At 40.1% G+C, this 20,465-nt stretch carries 22 protein-coding genes; 18 read left to right on the top strand and 4 right to left on the bottom strand.

Annotated features, from left to right (window positions below; all coding sequences use genetic code 11):
* The 13 genes from pbp2X (at position 1) to dnaJ (ending at position 13,511) form a co-directional block, all read left to right on the top strand.
* Positions 1 to 2,256 carry a penicillin-binding protein PBP2X gene (gene pbp2X / locus QM877_RS08915; RefSeq protein WP_075231547.1) on the top strand — a complete coding sequence of 752 codons (2,256 nt, stop codon included), beginning with the start codon at positions 1 to 3 and terminating at the stop codon, positions 2,254 to 2,256.
* Between the two features lies 1 nt (position 2,257).
* Positions 2,258 to 3,238 (top strand): phospho-N-acetylmuramoyl-pentapeptide-transferase, encoded by a 981-nt coding sequence (gene mraY, locus QM877_RS08910; protein ID WP_075231546.1) that lies wholly within the window; start codon positions 2,258 to 2,260, stop codon positions 3,236 to 3,238.
* Between the two features lie 129 nt (positions 3,239 to 3,367).
* Entirely contained in the window at positions 3,368 to 3,895 is a 528-nt protein-coding gene (locus tag QM877_RS08905; RefSeq protein ID WP_075231555.1) for an FUSC family protein, read from the top strand.
* 75 nt (positions 3,896 to 3,970) lie between these two features.
* Positions 3,971 to 4,327, top strand: a complete 357-nt coding sequence (gene glnR / locus QM877_RS08900; protein ID WP_000659543.1) for a transcriptional repressor GlnR — start codon at positions 3,971 to 3,973, stop codon at positions 4,325 to 4,327.
* A 35-nt stretch (positions 4,328 to 4,362) separates the two neighbouring features.
* The gene (glnA, locus tag QM877_RS08895; protein ID WP_075231545.1) at positions 4,363 to 5,709 is read left to right on the top strand and encodes a type I glutamate--ammonia ligase; all 1,347 of its coding nucleotides are present in this window, start codon (positions 4,363 to 4,365) and stop codon (positions 5,707 to 5,709) included.
* A gap of 118 nt (positions 5,710 to 5,827) precedes the next feature.
* Complete coding sequence (locus QM877_RS08890; RefSeq protein ID WP_075231544.1) at positions 5,828 to 6,148, top strand: PadR family transcriptional regulator; 321 nt, start codon at positions 5,828 to 5,830, stop codon at positions 6,146 to 6,148.
* Positions 6,148 to 6,723, top strand: coding sequence for a DUF2812 domain-containing protein (locus QM877_RS08885; protein WP_414276260.1), 576 nt, complete (start codon positions 6,148 to 6,150; stop codon positions 6,721 to 6,723). Before QM877_RS08890 ends, QM877_RS08885 begins: the two co-directional genes overlap by 1 nt.
* A gap of 34 nt (positions 6,724 to 6,757) precedes the next feature.
* Positions 6,758 to 7,270, top strand: coding sequence for a DUF2812 domain-containing protein (locus QM877_RS08880; RefSeq protein ID WP_414318185.1), 513 nt, complete (start codon positions 6,758 to 6,760; stop codon positions 7,268 to 7,270).
* Between the two features lie 161 nt (positions 7,271 to 7,431).
* Complete coding sequence (gene hrcA, locus QM877_RS08875; RefSeq protein WP_414318184.1) at positions 7,432 to 8,466, top strand: heat-inducible transcriptional repressor HrcA; 1,035 nt, start codon at positions 7,432 to 7,434, stop codon at positions 8,464 to 8,466.
* 132 nt (positions 8,467 to 8,598) lie between these two features.
* The gene (grpE, locus tag QM877_RS08870) at positions 8,599 to 9,114 is read left to right on the top strand and encodes a nucleotide exchange factor GrpE (protein ID WP_414318183.1); all 516 of its coding nucleotides are present in this window, start codon (positions 8,599 to 8,601) and stop codon (positions 9,112 to 9,114) included.
* Positions 9,115 to 9,480: 366 nt separating this feature from the next.
* Positions 9,481 to 11,304, top strand: a complete 1,824-nt coding sequence (dnaK, locus tag QM877_RS08865; protein ID WP_414318182.1) for a molecular chaperone DnaK — start codon at positions 9,481 to 9,483, stop codon at positions 11,302 to 11,304.
* A gap of 238 nt (positions 11,305 to 11,542) precedes the next feature.
* Complete coding sequence (locus QM877_RS08860; protein WP_248034722.1) at positions 11,543 to 12,175, top strand: DJ-1/PfpI family protein; 633 nt, start codon at positions 11,543 to 11,545, stop codon at positions 12,173 to 12,175.
* Positions 12,176 to 12,374: 199 nt separating this feature from the next.
* Positions 12,375 to 13,511 carry a molecular chaperone DnaJ gene (dnaJ, locus tag QM877_RS08855; RefSeq protein ID WP_414318181.1) on the top strand — a complete coding sequence of 379 codons (1,137 nt, stop codon included), beginning with the start codon at positions 12,375 to 12,377 and terminating at the stop codon, positions 13,509 to 13,511.
* A gap of 85 nt (positions 13,512 to 13,596) precedes the next feature.
* Here the strand turns inward: dnaJ and QM877_RS08850 are convergent, their stop codons facing one another.
* The 3 genes from QM877_RS08850 to QM877_RS08840 form a co-directional block, all read right to left on the bottom strand.
* On the bottom strand, positions 13,597 to 14,250 hold the full coding sequence (locus QM877_RS08850; RefSeq protein ID WP_414318191.1) for a hypothetical protein: 654 nt from the start codon (positions 14,248 to 14,250) through the stop codon (positions 13,597 to 13,599).
* Between the two features lie 86 nt (positions 14,251 to 14,336).
* Positions 14,337 to 14,624, bottom strand: coding sequence for a hypothetical protein (locus QM877_RS08845; RefSeq protein ID WP_223338703.1), 288 nt, complete (start codon positions 14,622 to 14,624; stop codon positions 14,337 to 14,339).
* A gap of 9 nt (positions 14,625 to 14,633) precedes the next feature.
* A complete protein-coding gene (locus QM877_RS08840; protein ID WP_001278295.1) occupies positions 14,634 to 15,044 on the bottom strand; it encodes an HIT family protein in 411 nt (136 codons plus the stop codon).
* Between the two features lie 67 nt (positions 15,045 to 15,111).
* On the opposite strand from QM877_RS08840, the gene QM877_RS08835 reads away from it, so the two are divergent.
* Together QM877_RS08835 and QM877_RS08830 are read left to right on the top strand one after the other, a co-directional pair.
* The gene (locus QM877_RS08835) at positions 15,112 to 15,843 is read left to right on the top strand and encodes an ABC transporter ATP-binding protein (RefSeq protein WP_248034719.1); all 732 of its coding nucleotides are present in this window, start codon (positions 15,112 to 15,114) and stop codon (positions 15,841 to 15,843) included.
* Positions 15,840 to 16,889: an ABC transporter permease gene (locus tag QM877_RS08830; RefSeq protein ID WP_248034718.1), complete on the top strand. Its 1,050-nt coding sequence runs from the start codon at positions 15,840 to 15,842 to the stop codon at positions 16,887 to 16,889. The genes QM877_RS08835 and QM877_RS08830 overlap by 4 nt, the downstream gene beginning before the upstream one ends.
* Before the next feature lie 176 nt (positions 16,890 to 17,065).
* On the opposite strand, the gene QM877_RS08825 is transcribed toward QM877_RS08830, so the two are convergent.
* On the bottom strand, positions 17,066 to 17,395 hold the full coding sequence (locus QM877_RS08825) for a helicase BlpT (RefSeq protein WP_414318180.1): 330 nt from the start codon (positions 17,393 to 17,395) through the stop codon (positions 17,066 to 17,068).
* Positions 17,396 to 17,673: 278 nt separating this feature from the next.
* Between QM877_RS08825 and QM877_RS08820 the strand changes: the two genes are divergently transcribed.
* Genes QM877_RS08820 through QM877_RS08810 form a run of 3 tightly spaced genes read left to right on the top strand, consistent with a single transcriptional unit; the run spans position 17,674 to position 20,108 of the window.
* Positions 17,674 to 18,012 (top strand): LytTR family DNA-binding domain-containing protein, encoded by a 339-nt coding sequence (locus QM877_RS08820; RefSeq protein WP_414318179.1) that lies wholly within the window; start codon positions 17,674 to 17,676, stop codon positions 18,010 to 18,012.
* Positions 18,013 to 18,016: 4 nt separating this feature from the next.
* Positions 18,017 to 18,754 (top strand): response regulator transcription factor, encoded by a 738-nt coding sequence (locus QM877_RS08815; protein ID WP_414318178.1) that lies wholly within the window; start codon positions 18,017 to 18,019, stop codon positions 18,752 to 18,754.
* 13 nt (positions 18,755 to 18,767) lie between these two features.
* On the top strand, positions 18,768 to 20,108 hold the full coding sequence (locus tag QM877_RS08810) for a sensor histidine kinase (protein WP_414318177.1): 1,341 nt from the start codon (positions 18,768 to 18,770) through the stop codon (positions 20,106 to 20,108).
* Positions 20,109 to 20,465: the final 357 nt, after the last annotated feature.

Below are 20,465 nucleotides of genomic sequence, written 5' to 3'. Positions count from 1 at the left end.
ATGAAAACATGGAAAGAAAAAATAGTACACTTTGCCATTAAGAATCGCAGAACTCCTCTAGAAAACCGCAGACGAGTTGGAAAAAGCCTTAGTCTCTTGGCTGTCATTCTCTTTGCTGTTTTTTTGGTTAACTTTGCGGTGATTATTGGTACGGGAAAGAAGTTTGGTGTTGACCTGGTCAAAGAAGCTTATAAGGTTCATCAAACAACTCGAACAGTCCCTGCTAAGAGGGGAACCATTTATGATCGTAATGGAACTCCGATTGCAGAAGATGCAACCTCCTACAATGTTTATGCGGTCATTGATAAGGATTATAAGTCTGCGAATGGAGATATTCTATATGTTGAGGAATCTCAGTACAATAAGGTAGCCGAAATTTTCCATAAGTATTTGGATATGGAGGAGACCTACGTCAAAGATCAACTCTCTCAACCCAATCTCAAACAGGTTTCCTTTGGTACTAAAGGAAATGGGATTACCTACGCAAATATGATGTCCATAAAAAAGGATCTAGAAGCTGCCAAGGTTGAGGGAGTGGATTTTACCACAAGCCCCAATCGAAGTTATCCAAATGGGAAATTTGCTTCATCCTTCATTGGTCTAGCCCAGCTTCATGAAAATGAAGATGGTTCAAAGAGCCTTATTGGAACATCTGGTATTGAAAGCTCCTTGAATAGATTGTTAGCAGGGACAGATGGTATTATTACCTATGAAAAGGATCGTTTGGGGGATATCGTTCCAGGTACGGAACAAGTCACTCAACAAACCGTAGATGGAAAAGATGTCTACACGACAATATCTAGTCCTTTGCAATCCTTTATGGAAAGCCAAATGGATGCCTTCCAGGAAAAAGTGAAAGGCAAGTATATGACTGCGACCTTGGTTAGCGCCAAGACAGGAGAAATTCTGGCCACGACTCAAAGGCCGACCTTTGATGCTGATACCAAAGAAGGGATTACAGAGGACTTTGTCTGGCGTGATATCCTTTACCAAAGTAACTATGAACCAGGTTCAACCATGAAGGTCATGACCTTAGCAGCAGCTATAGATAACAATACCTTCCCTGGAGGAGAATATTTCAACAGTAGTGAACTGAAGGTGGCGGATGCTACCATCAAAGACTGGGATGTCAATGAAGGTCTGACTAGTGGTGGAATGATGACCTTCTCGCAAGGTTTTGCTCACTCTAGTAACATCGGTATGACTCTCCTTGAGCAGAAAATGGGTGATGCTACTTGGTTAGACTATCTCAATCGTTTCAAATTTGGAGTTCCGACTCGGTTTGGGATGAGTGAAGAGTATGCTGGTCAACTCCCTGAAGATAATATCGTTAATATTGCCATGAGTTCCTTTGGTCAAGGGATTTCTGTTACGCAAACCCAGATGCTTCGTGCCTTTACGGCTATTGCCAATGATGGGGTTATGTTGGAGCCTAAATTTATCAGTGCCCTTTATGATCCAAATGATCAAACAGTACGTAAGTCACAAAAGGAAGTTGTGGGAAATCCTGTGTCCAAGGAAGCAGCTAGCCTGACTCGAGATCACATGGTGATGGTTGGTACAGATCCTACCTATGGTACAATGTACAATCATAGTACAGGAAAAGGGACAATCAACGTTCCTGGCTATAATGTGGCATTGAAATCAGGGACTGCCCAGATTGCGGATGAACAAAATGGAGGATATCTAAAAGGTTCAACCAACTATATTTTCTCAGTTGTCTCTATGCACCCAGCTGAAAATCCAGATTTCATCCTCTATGTGACCGTTCAACAGCCAGAACATTACTCAGGAATACAGTTAGGAGAATTTGCCAACCCTATTCTGGAAAGAGCTTCAGCAATGAAAGATACACTCAATCTTCAATCAACAGCTAAAAGCTTGGATCAGGTAACATCTACAACTAGTTATTCCATGCCAGAAATGAAGGATTATAGCCCTGGAGATCTAGCTGAGGAACTCCGTCGTAACCTTGTACAACCAATTGTTATCGGTTCGGGAACAAAAATCAAAGAAAGCTCTGTAGCAGAAGGAACCAATCTAGACGCCAATCAGCAAATCTTACTCCTTTCAGATAAGGTAGAAGAGATGCCTGACTTATATGGATGGTCTAAGAAAAATGTTGAAACCTTTGCCAAATGGCTGAATATCCAAGTTGAGTTTGAAGGTACAGGAGAAACTGTTAAAAAGCAAAGTGTTCGTGCCAATACAGCTTTAAAAGATTTACAGAAAATAAAAATAACATTAGGAGATTAGAATGCTTATTTCTATCTTTGCTGGAGTGATTGCCTTTATTCTAACAGTCATAGGAATTCCAGCCTTTATCCGTTTTTACCATAAAGCACAGATTACCGGTCAACAGATGCATGAAGATGTCAAACAACACCAAGCAAAAGCCGGGACACCAACAATGGGGGGACTCGTCTTTCTCCTAGCAGGAGTTTTAGTTAGTCTGGTCCTTGCTCTCGTGACTAATCAATTAACCAATAATGTCGGAATGATCCTCTTTATCCTGGTCTTATATGGTTTGGTCGGTTTCTTGGACGATTTCCTCAAGGTTTTCCGCAAAATCAATGAAGGACTTAATCCTAAACAGAAGCTCTTGCTTCAGTTGGTCGGAGGAGTGATCTTCTATTTCTTCTATGAAAGAGGAGGAGATATCTTAAATGTATTTGGTTATCCCTTGCATTTAGGTGTTCTTTACATTCTCTTTGCCCTCTTTTGGTTAGTTGGTTTCTCAAATGCAGTTAACCTGACTGATGGAATTGATGGTTTGGCAAGTATTTCGGTGGTGATTAGTCTATCTGCCTACGGAGTGATTGCTTATGTGCAAAACCAGTTAGATATCCTGTTAGTAATTTTAGCCATGATTGGTGGTTTGCTTGGCTTCTTTGTCTTTAACCACAAACCAGCTAAAGTCTTTATGGGGGACGTAGGAAGTCTAGCCCTTGGAGGAATGTTGGCTGCTATCTCAATGGCTCTTCACCAAGAGTGGACTCTTCTATTGATTGGTCTAGTGTATGTCTTTGAAACAACATCTGTCATGATGCAGGTCAGCTATTTTAAACTGAGTGGAGGTAAGCGTATCTTCCGGATGACACCTGTTCATCACCATTTTGAGCTGGGTGGTTTTTCTGGAAAAGGGCAAGCCTGGAGTGAATGGAAGGTCGACTTCTTCTTCTGGGGAGTGGGCTTGCTCGCTAGTCTCTTGACTTTAGTTTTCATGTATTTGTTCTAAAAAGAGAGTGTGGAATCATCAGATAGAGAAGGATTAAGTTCCTTCTCTTTTTTATTTCCATCAGTTTATTGCATCCCCTTCTCAAAAATAGGTAAATTTATGGTAAAATGGAAATAGAAAGTTGAAATGATGAGTTATTTTAAAAAGTATAGATTTGACAAATCCAAGTTTAAGTTAGGGATGCGAACTTTCAAGACAGGGATCGCTGTTTTTTTAGTTCTCATGATTTTTGGTTTTTTTGGTTGGAAAGGACTTCAGATTGGAGCCTTGACTGCAGTTTTTAGTTTAAGAGAAGACTTTGACAAGAGTGTTCATTTTGGTACTTCTCGTATTCTCGGAAATAGTATCGGTGGTTTTTATGCCCTGATTTTCTTTCTCTTAAATAATCTTTTTCACGGCTCCTTCTGGGTAACCCTCCTTGTTGTTCCAATTTGCACCATGTTAACCATTATGACAAATGTTGCTATGAACAATAAAGCAGGTGTTATCGGTGGAGTTGCGGCTATGTTGATTATTACCTTATCAATTCCAAATGGTGAGACTGTTTTGTACGTGTTTGCCCGAGTTTTTGAAACATTTATGGGTGTTTTTGTGGCAATTCTTGTAAATTACGATATTGATCGTTTACGAAGTATTTTAGAGAAAAAAGAAAAATAATGTTATAAGATATAACATTATTGATTGACGATTGAATTTTTTTAGACTATAATAGACAGAAAGAAGGAAGTGTACATGAAGGAAAAAGAATTTCGTCGCAATATGGCAGTTTTCCCTATTGGCAGTGTTATGAAACTGACCGATCTTTCGGCGCGCCAAATTCGTTACTATGAAGACCAGGAATTGATTAAGCCTGATCGTAACGAGGGCAATCGCCGTATGTATTCTTTGAATGACATGGATCGATTGCTTGAGATTAAAGATTATATCTCTGAAGGTCTTAACATTGCTGCCATCAAGAAAAAATATGCTGAACGTGAGGCGAAGTCTAAGAAACCAGTGAGTCAAACTGAAGTGCGTAGAGCGCTTCGGAATGAAGTTCTCCAGCAAAGTCGCTTCGCTTCTCAACAATCACCTTTTGGTCGCGGTTAGGCAACCGCAAGTCGTCATATATAAGGAGAAAAACCATGCCAATCACAGCTGCAGATATTCGTCGTGAAGTTAAGGAAAAAAATGTAACCTTTATCCGTCTCATGTTTTCAGATATTTTGGGAACTATGAAAAACGTCGAAATTCCTGCTACAGATGAACAACTAGACAAGGTCTTGTCAAACAAGGCTATGTTTGATGGATCTTCTATTGAAGGGTTTGTTCGTATCAACGAATCAGATATGTACCTCTACCCTGACTTGGACACTTGGACAGTCTTTCCTTGGGGAGATGAGAACGGTAGTGTCGCAGGATTGATCTGTGATGTCTATACAACAGAAGGGGAACCATTTGCTGGAGATCCTCGTGGAAACCTCAAACGTGCTCTTCGCCACATGGAAGAAGTTGGATTCAAGTCTTTCAACCTTGGACCAGAACCAGAATTCTTCCTATTTAAACTGGATGAGAATGGTGATCCAACTCTTGAGGTAAATGACAAGGGTGGTTACTTTGATTTGGCGCCTACAGACCTTGCCGATAACACTCGTCGTGAGATTGTTAACGTCTTGACCAAAATGGGATTTGAAGTAGAAGCGAGTCACCACGAGGTTGCGGTTGGACAACACGAGATTGACTTTAAGTACGATGAAGTTCTCCGTGCCTGTGATAAGATTCAAATTTTTAAACTTGTTGTTAAAACTATTGCTCGCAAACATGGGCTTTACGCAACCTTTATGGCCAAACCAAAATTTGGTATTGCTGGATCAGGTATGCACTGTAATATGTCCTTGTTTGATGCTGAAGGGAACAATGCTTTCTTTGATCCAAATGATCCAAAAGGTATGCAACTATCAGAAACAGCCTATCATTTCCTTGGAGGTTTGATCAAGCACGCTTACAACTTTACAGCTATTACCAACCCAACAGTGAACTCATACAAACGTTTGGTTCCAGGCTATGAAGCGCCTGTTTACATTGCTTGGGCTGGTCGTAACCGTTCGCCACTTGTGCGCGTGCCTGCTTCACGTGGTATGGGAACTCGTCTTGAGTTGCGTTCAGTGGATCCAATGGCTAATCCGTACATCGCTATGGCGGTTCTGTTGGAAGTTGGTCTGCATGGTATTGAAAACAAAATCGAAGCACCAGCTCCTATCGAAGAAAATATCTACATCATGACAGCAGAAGAGCGTAAGGAAGCTGGTATTACAGACCTTCCATCAACTCTTCACAACGCTTTGAAGGCTTTGACTGAGGATGAGGTGGTTAAGGCTGCTCTAGGAGATCACATCTACACCAGCTTCCTTGAAGCTAAACGAATCGAATGGGCAAGTTATGCAACCTTCGTTTCACAATGGGAAGTTGATAACTACCTAGATCTTTACTAATAACAAATAATAAGATTGTCCGTGAGGGCAATCTTTTTTTCTTGCAATTTATATCGAGGTGTGATATATTTTGTATAACGAAGTGCGATATATCGAACTGAATAGGAGGTCTTGTTAAATGGGATTAACAGATAAGATTAGACGGGTCTACCTTCCCATGACTGAAACAGGTTTTTATATTCTGTTCTGTCTGCAAAAGGAGAACCATGGTTATGGTATTACACAAAAGGTCAAAGAGATGACAGATTCACAGGTTTCAATTAGTCCTGGGACCATGTATGGAACCCTGTCAAAGATGGAAAAAGACGGTTTGATTTCCTTTGTCCGAGAAGAGGAAAAACGAAAAATCTATCAGATAACAGACTTGGGCCGAAAAGTTTTAGAGATTGAGTTAAAACGTATTGAACGGCTCTACAGAAACAGTCGGGAGGAGCTTTGATGGAAAAGAAAGTTGTTTATAGGATTTGTACCATTGCGGATTATGATAGAGAGGCTCTCTATCTTAGAGAAATGCATGCGCAGGGCTGGAAACTTAAGGAAGTAAGTTATTCTAACTTAGTAGTTGCGGTTAAGTATACATTTGAAAAGTGCCAACCGGAGCAGGTGGTTTATCAGTTGGACTTTTATCCTATGAAAAAATCAGAGAGAGCTTCCTATTTACAACTGTTTAAAGATTGTGGCTGGGAGCATATTACAGACTTTAATGGTTTTTCCTACTTTAGAAAGCTTTATTCTGGAGTTGAGTCGGATGCCGAGTTTGAAATTTATAATGATGCGACCGGGAAGTTAGCAATGGTCAAGCGCATTTTAATAATGCGGATGCTTCCTATTTTGCTTCTCTTTTCAGCGCTACTACCGGTTTTCTCAAAGTCACTCAGTGGAAGAGGTTATTTCAGTTGGGGAATGTTTCTGATTATTAGCATAGACTGTACTTTATTGATCGTTTTTGCGATTCAGATTTCTTATATTTTTTGGAGATTGTTTCAAAAGTGGAAAGAATTATCCGATAAATAAGACCATGCATGTTTTCTAATTTGGAGGTCAGACAATGAATAGCAAAGTACAATTTCGAATGTTTACCATTTTTGATTTGGATAAGGTAGAAGATTATTTGCATGAGATGCATTTGAAAGGTTGGAAATTTAAATCGAATCGTTTTGGTTTTTTCTATTTTGAACAATGCCGACCAGATGATGTGATGTACCGTGTGTGGAATACTAGCCACCTTAGAAAAAATGAGGTAGATTTACAAAGTGTTAAGGATAGAGGATGGGAATTTGTGGAAAATTGTTCTTATTCTGTTTTTCGAAAAGAAACTTGTGATGTAGATTTAAATGATCAATCTTTAATGGACAATCGTCTTCAATGGGCTGATGTGAAATCTAGACTTCGTACAGCTACAGTTTCTATCTCTGGTGGTCTAGTTGTATGTATGAGCCTGTTTCGCGAAAGTCTCTCTCAGTCTTTCTTCCTTATTTTTGCCCTATATGCTCTCATGATTACTTATCTAATCTATAGTTTTTACAGACTTAAAAAGAAATATCTTGAGAATGTAAGATGATTTTCTAGGTCCTCAGACCGATTTTTAGCACTCTTTGCAAAAGAGTGCTAATTTTTTGAGTTTTTGTCTTGACATTCTCTTTTAAGGGTGTATAATAGAATCATAAGTTAGCACTTGGATGTATCGAGTGCTAAAACGATCTATCAGAGAGGAGTAGCGAGATGGTTACAGAACGTCAGCAGAATATTTTAAATCTGATTATTGACATCTTTACCAAAACGCACGAACCTGTTGGATCCAAAGCCTTGCAAGAGTCTATCAACTCTAGTAGTGCTACCATTCGAAATGATATGGCAGCTCTAGAAAAGCAAGGTTTACTTGAAAAGGCTCATACTTCCAGTGGTCGGATGCCCAGTGTGGCTGGATTTCAATACTATGTCAAACACTCCCTATCCTTTGACCGTTTAGCTGAAAATCAAGTTTATGAGATTGTAAAAGCCTTTGATCAAGAATTCTTCAAGCTTGAGGATATTCTTCAAGAGGCAACGAAAATCTTGGCAGACTTGAGTGGTTGTACGGTTGTAGCACTAGATGTCGAACCAAGTAGGCAGAAGCTAACAGCTTTTGATATCGTTGTCCTCGGACAACATACAGCTCTGGCAGTTTTTACGCTTGATGAATCTAGAACAGTTACCAGTCAGTTTTTGATTCCGAGAAATTTCTTGCAGGAGGATTTGAATCGCCTCAAGACCATGATTCAAGAACGTTTCCTGGAACAGACTGTTTTGGATATTCACTACAAGATTCGGACAGAGATTCCGCAAATTATCCAACGTTACTTTACAACAACGGATAATGTTATGGATCTTATTGAGCATATCTTCAAAGAAATGTTCAATGAAAATATCGTGGTTTCTGGAAAAGTCAATCTTCTGAATTTCGCTAATTTAGCGGCATATCAATTCTTTGATCATCCACAAAAGGTAGCTTTGGAAATTCGAGAGAATTTGATTGGAGACCAGATGCAGAGTGTCCGAGTTGCGGATAGCCAAGAATCTTGTCTTGCTGACCTAGCAGTGATTAGCAGTAAGTTCCTGATTCCCTATCGTGGATTTGGAATTCTTGCGATTATTGGTCCAGTCAATTTGAATTATCAACAATTGGTTAATCAACTCAATGTTGTCAATCGAGTTCTGACTATGAAGTTGACGGATTTTTACCGCTATCTCAGCAGTAATCACTATGAAGTGAATTAATACTCTTCAAAAATCAAATTCAAACCACGTCAACGTCGCCTTGCCGTACTCAAGTACAGCCTGCGGCTAGTTTCCTAGTTTGCTCTTTGATTTTCATTGAGTATAAGATTGAAATCATTAAAGGAGGCGAAAATGGCCCAAGATATTAAAAATGAAGAAGTAAAAGAAGAGGAAGTTGTGGAAACAGCTGAAGAAACAAGACCTGAAAAGTCTGAACTGGACTTGGCAAATGAACGTGCCGAAGAATTTGAAAACAAATACCTTCGTGCTCATGCAGAGATGCAAAACATTCAGCGCCGTGCTAACGAAGAACGTCAACTCTTGCAACGCTACCGCAGCCAAGATTTGGCAAAAGCAATCTTGCCATCACTGGATAACCTTGAACGTGCCCTTGCCGTCGAAGGTTTGACAGATGATGTGAAGAAGGGCTTGGAAATGGTCCAAGAAAGTTTGGTACATGCTCTGAAAGAAGAAGGAATTGAAGAAATTCTAGCAGATGGTGAATTTGACCATAACTACCATATGGCAATTCAAACAGTCCCAGCAGATGACGAACATCCAGCAGATACCATCGCACAAGTCTTCCAAAAAGGCTACAAACTCCATGACCGTATCCTAAGACCGGCTATGGTAGTGGTTTATAACTAGGCAATTCTGACGGTAGCTAAAGCAACTCGTCAGAAAACGGCAATCGCTATGGCGTTTGCCTAGCCTCCTTACTAACTCGTCGTCGAAATAATATCGATTTCGACTTCTCGTGTCGTAACATAATAGGAAACTTGTCCGAAACGACACTAAACTATGAAAGAAAGATTAACATTGGTTTGGCTTTGCCAATAGTGAGCGAAGCGAACCAAAGGCGATACTCTTCGCCGTGGCGGTATTTTCGCAAACTTTGAGACCTGAGGCTCAAAGTTTAGTCAAAGAGATTGACGAAGTCAAGCTCTGACGGCGTCGCCACCTAAGAAGAGTATCAAAAAGAAAAAAAGAAGATAAATTTAAGGAGAAAAACACATGTCTAAAATTATCGGTATTGACTTAGGTACAACAAACTCAGCAGTAGCAGTTCTTGAAGGAACTGAAAGCAAAATCATCGCAAACCCAGAAGGAAACCGCACAACTCCATCTGTAGTGTCATTCAAAAACGGTGAAATCATCGTTGGTGACGCTGCAAAACGTCAAGCAGTCACAAACCCAGATACAGTGATCTCTATCAAATCTAAGATGGGAACTTCTGAAAAAGTTTCTGCTAACGGTAAAGAATACACTCCACAAGAAATCTCAGCTATGATTCTTCAATACTTGAAAGGTTACGCTGAAGACTACCTTGGTGAAAAAGTAACCAAAGCAGTTATCACAGTTCCTGCATACTTCAACGATGCTCAACGTCAAGCAACTAAAGATGCTGGTAAAATCGCTGGTCTTGAAGTAGAACGTATTGTCAACGAACCAACTGCAGCAGCTCTTGCTTATGGTTTGGATAAGACTGACAAAGAAGAAAAAATCTTGGTATTCGACCTTGGTGGTGGTACATTCGACGTATCTATCCTTGAATTGGGTGATGGTGTCTTCGACGTATTGGCAACTGCAGGGGATAACAAACTCGGTGGTGACGACTTTGACCAAAAAATCATCGACCACTTGGTAGCAGAATTCAAGAAAGAAAACGGCATCGACTTGTCAACAGACAAGATGGCTCTTCAACGTTTGAAAGACGCAGCTGAAAAAGCGAAGAAAGACCTTTCTGGTGTTACTTCAACTCAAATTAGCTTGCCGTTCATCACTGCTGGTGAAGCTGGACCTCTTCACTTGGAAATGACTTTGACTCGTGCGAAATTTGACGATTTGACTCGTGACCTTGTTGAACGTACAAAAGTTCCAGTTCGTCAAGCCCTTTCAGATGCAGGTTTGAGCTTGTCAGAAATCGACGAAGTTATCCTTGTTGGTGGTTCAACTCGTATCCCAGCCGTTGTAGAAGCTGTTAAAGCTGAAACTGGTAAAGAACCAAACAAATCAGTAAACCCTGACGAAGTTGTTGCCATGGGTGCTGCTATCCAAGGTGGTGTGATTACTGGTGATGTCAAAGACGTTGTCCTTCTTGACGTAACACCATTGTCACTTGGTATCGAAACAATGGGTGGAGTCTTCACAAAACTCATCGACCGCAACACAACTATTCCAACATCTAAATCACAAGTCTTCTCAACTGCAGCAGACAACCAACCAGCCGTTGATATCCACGTTCTTCAAGGTGAACGCCCAATGGCAGCAGATAACAAGACTCTTGGACGTTTCCAATTGACAGATATCCCTGCTGCACCTCGTGGTATCCCACAAATCGAAGTTACATTTGACATCGATAAGAACGGTATCGTATCTGTTAAGGCCAAAGACCTTGGAACTCAAAAAGAACAAACAATTGTTATCCAATCTAACTCAGGTTTGACAGACGAAGAAATCGACCGCATGATGAAAGATGCAGAAGCTAACGCTGAAGCAGATAAGAAACGTAAAGAAGAAGTAGACCTTCGTAACGAAGTAGACCAAGCTATCTTTGCGACTGAAAAGACAATCAAAGAAACTGAAGGCAAAGGCTTCGATGCAGAACGTGATGCTGCACAAGCTGCCCTTGATGATCTTAAGAAAGCTCAAGAAGACAACAACTTGGACGAAATGAAAGCAAAACTTGAAGCATTGAACGAAAAAGCTCAAGGACTTGCGGTTAAACTCTACGAACAAGCTGCAGCAGCCCAACAAGCTCAAGCAGGGGCAGAAGGTGCACAAGCAACAGGAAACGCAGGCGATGACGTCGTAGACGGAGAGTTTACGGAGAAATAAAATAGTCCAGTGGACTATTTTATCCCGAGCTTGAAAATCGGGGAGCGAGGTCGTTAAGAATGACTAATCACTAAAGTGATTGTCATTCTACGGCAATCGCTATGGCGACTTGCCTAAACGCCTTACTAGTTCTAAAACAAAGTATAATCGACTTTGTTTTAGAACGTCGTAATGATAGGAAGAAATCCAGAGGTTGCAACCCAGCCTCTGTTTTTCGATAAAATAGAGGATGTTGCGTATGAAAAAAGTACTTTGTATCATTTATCCTAATTTTTCTCTTTATGAGATATCCTCTTTAACAAGTACTTTAGTTCTGTCTTTTGACATCACGATTGATTATGTCGCTTCAGATCATTCGATGGTGGTCTCTGAGGATGGTTTGCCCTGTCAACCGACCAAAACACTAGATCAGATCCGTATAGAAGAGTATTCTTGTGTGATTTTGCCAGGAATGGTAAACATAGGACCTGCCCTACAGGATGAGAAATTGATTTCGTTCTTGAGGAACCTTGGTGAGCAAGATATCCTCATTGCCGCCATTTCTTCAGCGCCTCTTTTATTGGCGAAAGCAGGCTTGTTGAAGGACACGAAATTTACAGGTGGAATTTGGCAAAACTTCTTTGACTATTTTGAATTTCTTCCACGTGAGAATTTCCAACCTAAAGTGCTTGTGCAAGATAAACAAATCATTACGGCTATAGGCTTTGCGCACCAAGAGTTTGCAAGAAAAGTAATTCTTAGTCTAGGGTTGACAGAAAATACTGACAACTATTTTAAAGAACAGAACGAATATTCAGAAGAGGATTTGATATTTACTCTATCAGATGAAGAGTTTGATCAAGTGAAGCGAAGTATAGAAAACATCCTCTAAAGATTTACTTATAAATTATAGAAAGGAACAAAGAGTGTTCGGGGAATTGAACCCGAGTTCTAAAGTTTCTTACTCAATATGAAAGAAAGGAATTGAACCCGACCTAAATTCTCGGAAAAAATAGAAATCTGTCTAGGAGAATCGCTCCAGCGTCAGATTTCCTATTTTTCAGTCGAATTTTACGGTCTTGGTATCTTGTATGAACAATACTGAATTTTATGATCGTCTGGGGGTGTCAAAAAACGCTTCGGCAGACGAGATCAAAAAGGCTTATCGTAAGCTTTCGAAAAAATACCACCCAGATATCAACAAGGAGCCTGGTGCTGAGGAAAAATACAAGGAAGTTCAGGAAGCCTATGAGACTTTGAGTGACGACCAAAAACGTGCGGCCTATGACCAATATGGTGCGGCTGGAGCCAACGGTGGCTTTGGTGGTGCTGGTGGTTTCGGCGGTTTCAACGGAGCAGGTGGCTTCGGTGGTTTTGAGGACATCTTCTCAAGTTTCTTCGGCGGAGGCGGTGCTTCGCGCAATCCAAACGCTCCTCGTCAGGGGGATGACCTCCAATACCGTGTGAACTTGACCTTTGAAGAAGCTATTTTTGGAGCTGAAAAAGAAGTCAAATATAACCGTGAAGCAAGCTGTCGTATATGTAATGGCTCTGGTGCTAAGCCAGGAACAAGTCCAGTCACTTGTGGACGCTGTCATGGCGCAGGTGTTATTAATGTCGATACGCAGACTCCGCTTGGTATGATGCGTCGCCAAGTAACCTGTGATGTCTGTCATGGACGTGGAAAAGAAATCAAAGATCCATGTACAACTTGTCACGGAACAGGTCATGAAAAACAAGCTCATAGCGTACATGTGAAAATCCCTGCTGGTGTGGAAACAGGTCAACAGATCCGCCTAGCTGGTCAAGGTGAAGCAGGATTTAACGGTGGACCATATGGTGACTTGTACGTGGTGGTTTCAGTTGAAGCTAGTGATAAGTTTGAACGTGAAGGAACCACTATCTTCTACAATTTGAACCTCAATTTTGTTCAAGCAGCACTTGGTGATACAGTAGACATCCCTACAGTTCATGGTGATGTAGAATTAGTCATTCCAGAAGGAACTCAGACTGGTAAACGATTCCGTCTACGCGGTAAAGGTGCGCCTAGCCTTCGTGGTGGTGCCCTTGGTGACCAATACGTTACTGTCAATGTCGTGACTCCAACAGGCTTGAACGAACGACAAAAAGCAGCCTTGAAAGAATTCGCAGCTGCAGGTGATCTAAAAGTCAATCCAAAGAAAAAAGGCTTCTTTGACCATATTAAGGATGCCTTTGAAGGAGAATAAAGCATAAAGTAAAAAGAGCCTTCGGGCTCTTTTTCGTGCAATCTTTAGTCTTTTAGCATGGGAGAAATAATCTCTGGTTGGTCTGCTATTCAGATCTTTGAGTGAGTAAGCCAGCAGCATCCATCTCCTGGATGAGTTGCTTGAATTCCGCTTCCTTGCCAGTTTTAATGGTGACGGTATCAATGTGCTTAATTGCCGAATTATCGTGAATATCCACCAAGGTCAAAGCTTTTTCATAGAATGCGATTCCCTTTTTCATGCTTTCCGGATCATTCAAAGTTAGAATTGTGTAAGAAGAATGTGATTTATTTCCGTTTTCTCGGAAATACTTCTCGCCTTCCTCCTCTAAAAATTGGGATAAACCATGATTGAATAAGTTGTCCTCTACTGAATGGTAGGAAATATCTCCTGTGTTTAGGACATAGACTTTGAGTCGGTTTTTAGTCAGGTTAGGACTTTCTTTTAGGACTGGGTGGCTATTGACGACCTCATCAGAGAAAGTCACATAAAAATCTAAGCCTCCACCCTCGAATTGATAGCTTCCATTTGATTCTACTTTTTCAGGAGGCAGGTCAAGGGAGATAAAAATTTGTTTTAAGGCTTCATTTCCTTCTCGGATGTCACTCGGTGAGGCCTTGAACAGATTAGCCAGTATTAGAAATGCTAGAGCTGCAAGAAGGCAGAGGCCACCACAAATAATCAGGATGATCCGCGTCAAAACTTTAAAAAACTGTTTCATTTTCATGCCTTCCCTTGTATGTTAGGATTTGCTAACCCAAAATGGATTTAAAGGGGAAATAAGGAAAGTTGGAGATTTTCTTTTCCTTAGTTTTCTTCAGTTTCTTGTAATTCTTTTATCACAGTAAGTCTTGCTTGAAGGTCTTTTTCAAAGACTTTAAACTTATAGGTCAAATCTTTTTGATATTCCTTGATGAGTTCTTTTTGTTGGTCGATAATTTGCAGGCTATCTTGGATGATATCCAAGTCATCCTTAATGGCTTCAACACGATCAGTTGTATCTAGAACCTCTTCAGTGATAGCTTGGCGGTTCTTAACGAGGAGGTATGAACCGACTGCAGAACCTGCAAAAAGTAGTAAGTTTGATAGTTTCATAGTGACTCCTTAAGCATTTTTGATCGTTTCAGCGACTTGGGCAAGTTTGTCGAAGTCTGGTTCATGTGCGATAAAGTCAATCTTTAGGTCGTCATCTGCACTATAGCGAGGGACAAGGTGGACATGGGTATGGAAAACGGTTTGTCCAGCAACTTCTTCGCAGTTGGCAATGATATTCATACCTTCAGCTTTGGTAGCTTTCATGACTTTTTGAGCAATCTTTGGTACTTGGGCGAACAGTTGGCTGGCACTTGTAGCGTCCATTTCTAAAAGGTTGCGATAGTGTTCTTTTGGTACGACCAAGGTGTGACCAGGTGTTACTTGTGAGATATCAAGGAAGGCAAGAACTTGATCATCTTCGTAAACCTTTGATGCGGGAATCTCTCCTGCGATAATTTTACAAAAAATGCAATCTGACATAAAATCTACCTCTACTGTATTGAATTTTGATATAATATAGCTACATTATACCAGATTTGGAGAAAATATGTTAGAAATTAAAAACCTGACTGGGGGCTATGTTCATGTTCCTGTCTTGAAAGATGTGTCCTTTACAGTCGAGAGTGGACAGTTGGTCGGTTTGATCGGTCTCAATGGTGCTGGAAAATCAACGACTATCAATGAAATTATTGGACTTTTGACACCTTATAGTGGAGAAATAAACATCGACGGGCTAACCTTAGGTGCCAATCCTCGTGAATATCGTCAGCAGATTGGTTACATCCCTGAAACTCCTAGTTTGTACGAGGAATTGACTCTCAGAGAACATATCGAGACGGTTGCCATGGCCTATGGTATTGAGCAAAAACTAGCTTTTGAACGTGTAGAACCTCTTTTAAAGATGTTCCGTTTGAATCAGAAGTTAGATTGGTTTCCTGTTCATTTTTCGAAAGGGATGAAGCAGAAGGTCATGATTATCTGTGCCTTTGTCGTGGATCCGAGTCTCTTTATCGTCGATGAACCTTTCCTTGGTCTTGATCCCTTGGCTATTTCGGATTTGATTCAGCTTTTGGATCTTGAAAAGAAAAAAGGCAAGTCTATTCTCATGAGTACCCACGTTCTTGACTCTGCTGAAAAAATGTGTGACTCTTTTGTCATTCTTCACAAAGGACAAGTGAGGGCTAAAGGGGATCTTGAAGAGTTGAGACAAGTTTTTGCCATGCCAGAAGCAAGTCTCAATGATATCTATTTGGCATTGACCAAAGAGGAGGACAGATGAAAGACTTGTTTCTAAAGCGAAAGCAGGCTTTTCGTAAAGAGTGTGTCGGTTATCTGCGCTATGTGCTCAATGACCACTTTGTCTTGTTTTTACTGGTCTTAGTAGGTTTTCTAGCCTATCAGTATAGTCAACTGCTCCAGCATTTTCCTGAGAATCATTTACCAATCCTAGGTTTAATTGGGATTGTCTCTGTTTTACTCTTACTTTGGGGAGGAATAGCAACCTATGTGGAAGCGCCTGATAAGCTCTTTCTCTTAGTAGCTGAAGAAGAAGTAAGGGAACATATCCAGAAGCAAAGTTTAGTTTCCTTCATCTTTTGGGTTAGTGTACAGACTCTCTTTTTGCTATTTTTTGCTCCTTTATTTTTAGCCATGGGCTTAGGCTTAGGAGTTTTTGGTATCTATGTTCTTCTGTTGGGAGTCGGGAAATATTTCCTTTTTCAGAAAAAAGCTGGCAAGTTTTTTAGTGCAAATCATCTGGACTGGGACTATGTGATTGCCCAAGAAAGTAAACGCAAGCAGTTTTTACTCCGTTTCTTTGCCCTCTTTACCCAAGTTAAGGGAATTTCAAACAGCGTCAAGCGACGAGCTTATCTAGACTTTATCCTAAAAGCAGTTCAGAAGGTGCCGAGCAAGATCTGGCAGAACCTCTATCTTCGTTCTTATTTGCGAAATGGAGATCTTTTTGCCCTCAGTCTTCGTCTCCTCTTTCTATCTTTGCTGGCGTTGATCTTTATCGAGCAAGCTTGGATAGCGACAGCAGTAGTGGTTTTATTTAACTATCTCTTGCTCTTTCAGTTGCTGGCCCTCTATCATGCTTTTGACTACCAATATTTGACCCAACTTTTCCCGCTAGACAAAGGGCAAAAGGAAAAAGGATTACAGGCAGTTGTCCGAGGATTGACTGGTTTTGTTTTATTGGTTCAACTGGTAGTTGGTTTGATTACCCTCCAAGAAAAATTAGCCCTTCTAGCCCTCCTTGGAGCTGGACTGGTCTTGCAAATCTTGTATCTCCCATATCAGGTGAAACGTCAGATGCAGGACTAATACTCTTCGAAAATCTCTTCAAACTACGTCAGCTTTATCTGCAACCTCAAAGCGATGCTTTGAGCAACCTGCGGCTAGCTTCCTAGTTTGCTCTTTGATTTTCATTGAGTATAACATTGCTTATATGATATTAAAAAAGAAGTTGAGTTCAATCTGTCTCAGCTTCTTTTTAGTTACTACAAGATAATAGTTGGCCCGTAGAGACTCAACTTGGTTTTGACTTGGTCAAAGTGGAAGCGGTCATAGGCTCTCCAAGCGGCGCGAGTAGGAGCGTCTGGATTGAGAGCACTGAGGCCCATGAGAAGACTGGAAGTCTGGTAAAATTTTTCCAGCTCAATCAAGAATCGATTATCCACTGTCTCAGTTTTAGAGAGAAAGCGGAGGATATTGTCCAGTTGCTCCTGGAAACGGACATCGTCAGCTGTTGCTTGTTTGCAGACTTGGTAAGCTTTGTTTAACTCAGTTATCAGTGTCTGAGCTCTTTTGATTGGATCTGTATCCGTCATGAGAATTCCTCCTTTGTAATGATTTTAAAGTTGTTTAAAGCCTTTGTCTTTCTATAATCCTAGCCTATCACTTTTTACTCTTTTTTTACCTACAAATCTTTAATTGTCATTGAAATTTCCTGAATGGTAATAGCGGGATTTTATGATAAAATAGTTGTAAGGTTATCATAGTCATTTCGGAAAAACTTCGACACTTTAGGAATTTTTGAGAACCGTTTAGGATTTGGTGAAAAATGGTTTCTAGACTTATGGTATCCTCTCTTCAGGAGGTTTTATCCATGAACTATATCATCATCCAAAAAGATAAAGAAATTTTCAAATTAAACATAAAGGATATCTACTACATCCAAACGCATCCAAGTAAAGCCCATACCGTGCAGATTGTTACAGAAGACGCTAGCTTTGATCTGTTTCAAAATTTAAGCAAGCTTGAGAAACAATATGGGGAAACTTTAATGAGATGTCATCGAAATTTTCTGGTTAACCTTGAACGAGTAAAATCCATGGAACTCCAATCAAAGACTCTTTTTCTTGGAGAAGAAGGACGATATGCTGTTCAGTATTCCAGGCGTCGTTATAGAGAAATTCGCCAAAAATGGTTGAAACAAGGAGAGTAAGAAGATGAGAATATTTGTTTTAGAAGATGATTTTTCCCAACAAGCAAGAATTGAAACGACGATTGAAAAACTTTTGAAAAAACAGAGTATCATTCCCAGGTCTTTTGAAGTCTTTGGGAAACCAGACCAACTACTGGCAGAAGTGTATGAGAAGGGGGCGCATCAGCTTTTCTTTTTGGACATTGAGATTCGAAACGAAGAGATGAAGGGGCTAGAAGTGGCTAGAAAGATTCGAGATCGGGATCCTTATGCCCTGATTGTCTTTGTGACGACTCACTCAGAGTTTATGCCCCTGTCCTTTCGCTACCAAGTTTCAGCCTTGGACTACATTGATAAGGCCCTTTCTGCAGAGGAGTTTGAATCTCGGATCGAGACAGCCCTCCTCTATGCCAATAGTCAAGATAGTAAAAGTTTGGCGGAAGATTGCTTTTACTTTAAATCAAAATTCGCCCAATTCCAGTATCCCTTTAAAGAGGTTTACTATCTCGAAACGTCTCCAAGACCCCATCGTGTTATTCTCTATACCAAGACGGACAGGCTGGAATTTACGGCGAGTTTAGAGGAGGTTTTCAAGCAGGAGCCCCGTCTCTTGCAGTGCCATCGCTCTTTTCTAGTCAATCCAACTAATGTAGTTCGTTTGGATAAGAAAGAGAAACTCCTTTTCTTTCCTAATGGTGGAAGCTGTATGATAGCGCGTTATAAGGTCAGGGAAGTATCTGAGGCTATCAATAACTTGCATTGAGTTAGGAGAACTTATGTATAATATTTGGATTATATTGTATACACTTGTTACTCAGGGACTAGAAATTGTCATTTTCTTTAAGGTGGATGGAATTGGTCTTACTTTTGAGAGAATTTTTAAGGCCTTTCTTTTTAAGATACTATTGGCCTTTGTTTTTGTAATGATTAGCTATATAGTAGGAAATACTTACCTATCTTATTTTATGGAACCCTTGTACGGTATCGGCTTATCTTTCTTATTGTTAAGAGGGCTTCCTAAAAAACTCCTTTTCTTTTATGGTCTCTTTCCAATGATATTGGTGAATCTCTTTTATAGAGGTATTTCTTATTTTGTGCTTCCATTTTTGGGACAAGGGCAAGTATATAATGACTACTCATTTACTGGGTTATGTATAATAATTTTCAATTTCTTCATTTCTCTAGCCTTTTTGAAATGGTTAGACTATGATTTCACTAGCTTGAGAAAGGAGATTCTCGATAAAGGTTTTCAAAAGTCCCTGACTACGATTAACTGGATAATGGGGGGCTACTATCTAGTCATGGAAAATCTGTCTTTCTTTGAATATGAACAAAGTATTCAATCAAAGACTGTTCGCCATCTGATCCTAGTCTTTTACTTGCTCTTTTTTATGGGGATTATCAAGAAATTGGATAGCTATTTGAAGGACAAACTCCATGAGAGACTGAACCAAGAACAGGACTTGCGCTACAGAGATATGGAACGCTATAGTCGGCATATAGAGGAGCTTTACAAGGAAGTGCGGAGTTTTCGACATGACTACACCAACCTCTTGACCAGCTTACGTCTGGGCATTGAAGAGGAGGATATGGAGCAGATAAAAGAGGTCTACGACTCCGTCTTGAAGGACTCTAGCCAAAAATTGCAGGACAATAAATATGACCTGGGCAGATTGGTAAATGTTCGTGACCGTGCCCTCAAAAGTCTTCTAGCAGGGAAATTTCTAAAAGCCAGAGAAAAGGATATTGTCTTTAATGTCGAAGTTCCTGAAGAGATTCAAGTCGAGAGTATGAGTCTGCTTGATTTTCTGACTATTGTGTCTATCCTTTGTGACAATGCTATTGAAGCTAGTGCAGAGGCTAGTCAACCTCATGTCTCAATCGCCTTTATAAAAAATGGCGCACAGGAGACCTTTATCATTGAAAACTCCATCAAAGAAGAGGGTATAGATGTTTCTGAAATCTTCTCTTTTGGAGTTAGTTCTAAAGGGGAGGACCGAGGTGTTGGTCTCTATACCGTCATGAAGATTGTGGAAAGTTATCCCAATGCCAGTCTCAATACCACCTGTCAAGATCAAGTCTTTCGTCAGGTGCTTACTATGATACATACAGAATGATGAAAATAAGACCGAGAATTCTTGTTTCTCGGTCTGTATGGCTGAATAGTTAATCAAAGTAATTTTGAGTTACAGTAAATTGCTTGTATAAAATAATTTTCTCTATCATCAACCATCGGGAGAGGTTTCTAATTTTTGAAATTTAATTCTGCTATATCTACTTTTTATTTTTAGTTTTTAATAATCCTATTATAGATAGAGTTATTAAAATTATGGACATTAAACTGCTAAAACTAAATACTTTTGATGTTAATCCAATAGAAAATAGTAATATTCCATAAAAAATATTGGCTATATAATAAATCTTATTCTTCAAGATTACTTGCCTCCGAATATAGATTTTTGCTGTGTTACAAA

The organism is Streptococcus infantis (assembly GCF_047463655.1).
GTDB lineage: Bacteria > Bacillota > Bacilli > Lactobacillales > Streptococcaceae > Streptococcus > Streptococcus infantis_Z.
This window is presented reverse-complemented; position numbering and strand designations above follow the sequence as displayed.

What these genes read in the sequence shown, in the direction of transcription:
- mraY (WP_075231546.1), top strand. Translation starts at nt 2,258, where the DNA reads ATGCTTATTTCTATCTTTGCTGGAGTGATTGCCTTTATTCTAACAGTC.
- QM877_RS08890 (WP_075231544.1), top strand. Translation starts at nt 5,828, where the DNA reads ATGGGATTAACAGATAAGATTAGACGGGTCTACCTTCCCATGACTGAA.
- pbp2X (WP_075231547.1), top strand. Translation starts at nt 1, where the DNA reads ATGAAAACATGGAAAGAAAAAATAGTACACTTTGCCATTAAGAATCGC.
- QM877_RS08860 (WP_248034722.1), top strand. Translation starts at nt 11,543, where the DNA reads ATGAAAAAAGTACTTTGTATCATTTATCCTAATTTTTCTCTTTATGAG.
- QM877_RS08835 (WP_248034719.1), top strand. Translation starts at nt 15,112, where the DNA reads ATGTTAGAAATTAAAAACCTGACTGGGGGCTATGTTCATGTTCCTGTC.
- QM877_RS08850 (WP_414318191.1), bottom strand. Translation starts at nt 14,250, where the DNA reads ATGAAACAGTTTTTTAAAGTTTTGACGCGGATCATCCTGATTATTTGT.
- dnaK (WP_414318182.1), top strand. Translation starts at nt 9,481, where the DNA reads ATGTCTAAAATTATCGGTATTGACTTAGGTACAACAAACTCAGCAGTA.
- QM877_RS08825 (WP_414318180.1), bottom strand. Translation starts at nt 17,395, where the DNA reads ATGACGGATACAGATCCAATCAAAAGAGCTCAGACACTGATAACTGAG.
- QM877_RS08830 (WP_248034718.1), top strand. Translation starts at nt 15,840, where the DNA reads ATGAAAGACTTGTTTCTAAAGCGAAAGCAGGCTTTTCGTAAAGAGTGT.
- QM877_RS08905 (WP_075231555.1), top strand. Translation starts at nt 3,368, where the DNA reads ATGAGTTATTTTAAAAAGTATAGATTTGACAAATCCAAGTTTAAGTTA.
- QM877_RS08810 (WP_414318177.1), top strand. Translation starts at nt 18,768, where the DNA reads ATGTATAATATTTGGATTATATTGTATACACTTGTTACTCAGGGACTA.
- QM877_RS08845 (WP_223338703.1), bottom strand. Translation starts at nt 14,624, where the DNA reads ATGAAACTATCAAACTTACTACTTTTTGCAGGTTCTGCAGTCGGTTCA.
- glnA (WP_075231545.1), top strand. Translation starts at nt 4,363, where the DNA reads ATGCCAATCACAGCTGCAGATATTCGTCGTGAAGTTAAGGAAAAAAAT.
- dnaJ (WP_414318181.1), top strand. Translation starts at nt 12,375, where the DNA reads ATGAACAATACTGAATTTTATGATCGTCTGGGGGTGTCAAAAAACGCT.
- hrcA (WP_414318184.1), top strand. Translation starts at nt 7,432, where the DNA reads ATGGTTACAGAACGTCAGCAGAATATTTTAAATCTGATTATTGACATC.
- QM877_RS08820 (WP_414318179.1), top strand. Translation starts at nt 17,674, where the DNA reads ATGAACTATATCATCATCCAAAAAGATAAAGAAATTTTCAAATTAAAC.
- glnR (WP_000659543.1), top strand. Translation starts at nt 3,971, where the DNA reads ATGAAGGAAAAAGAATTTCGTCGCAATATGGCAGTTTTCCCTATTGGC.
- QM877_RS08885 (WP_414276260.1), top strand. Translation starts at nt 6,148, where the DNA reads ATGGAAAAGAAAGTTGTTTATAGGATTTGTACCATTGCGGATTATGAT.
- QM877_RS08840 (WP_001278295.1), bottom strand. Translation starts at nt 15,044, where the DNA reads ATGTCAGATTGCATTTTTTGTAAAATTATCGCAGGAGAGATTCCCGCA.
- grpE (WP_414318183.1), top strand. Translation starts at nt 8,599, where the DNA reads ATGGCCCAAGATATTAAAAATGAAGAAGTAAAAGAAGAGGAAGTTGTG.
- QM877_RS08880 (WP_414318185.1), top strand. Translation starts at nt 6,758, where the DNA reads ATGAATAGCAAAGTACAATTTCGAATGTTTACCATTTTTGATTTGGAT.
- QM877_RS08815 (WP_414318178.1), top strand. Translation starts at nt 18,017, where the DNA reads ATGAGAATATTTGTTTTAGAAGATGATTTTTCCCAACAAGCAAGAATT.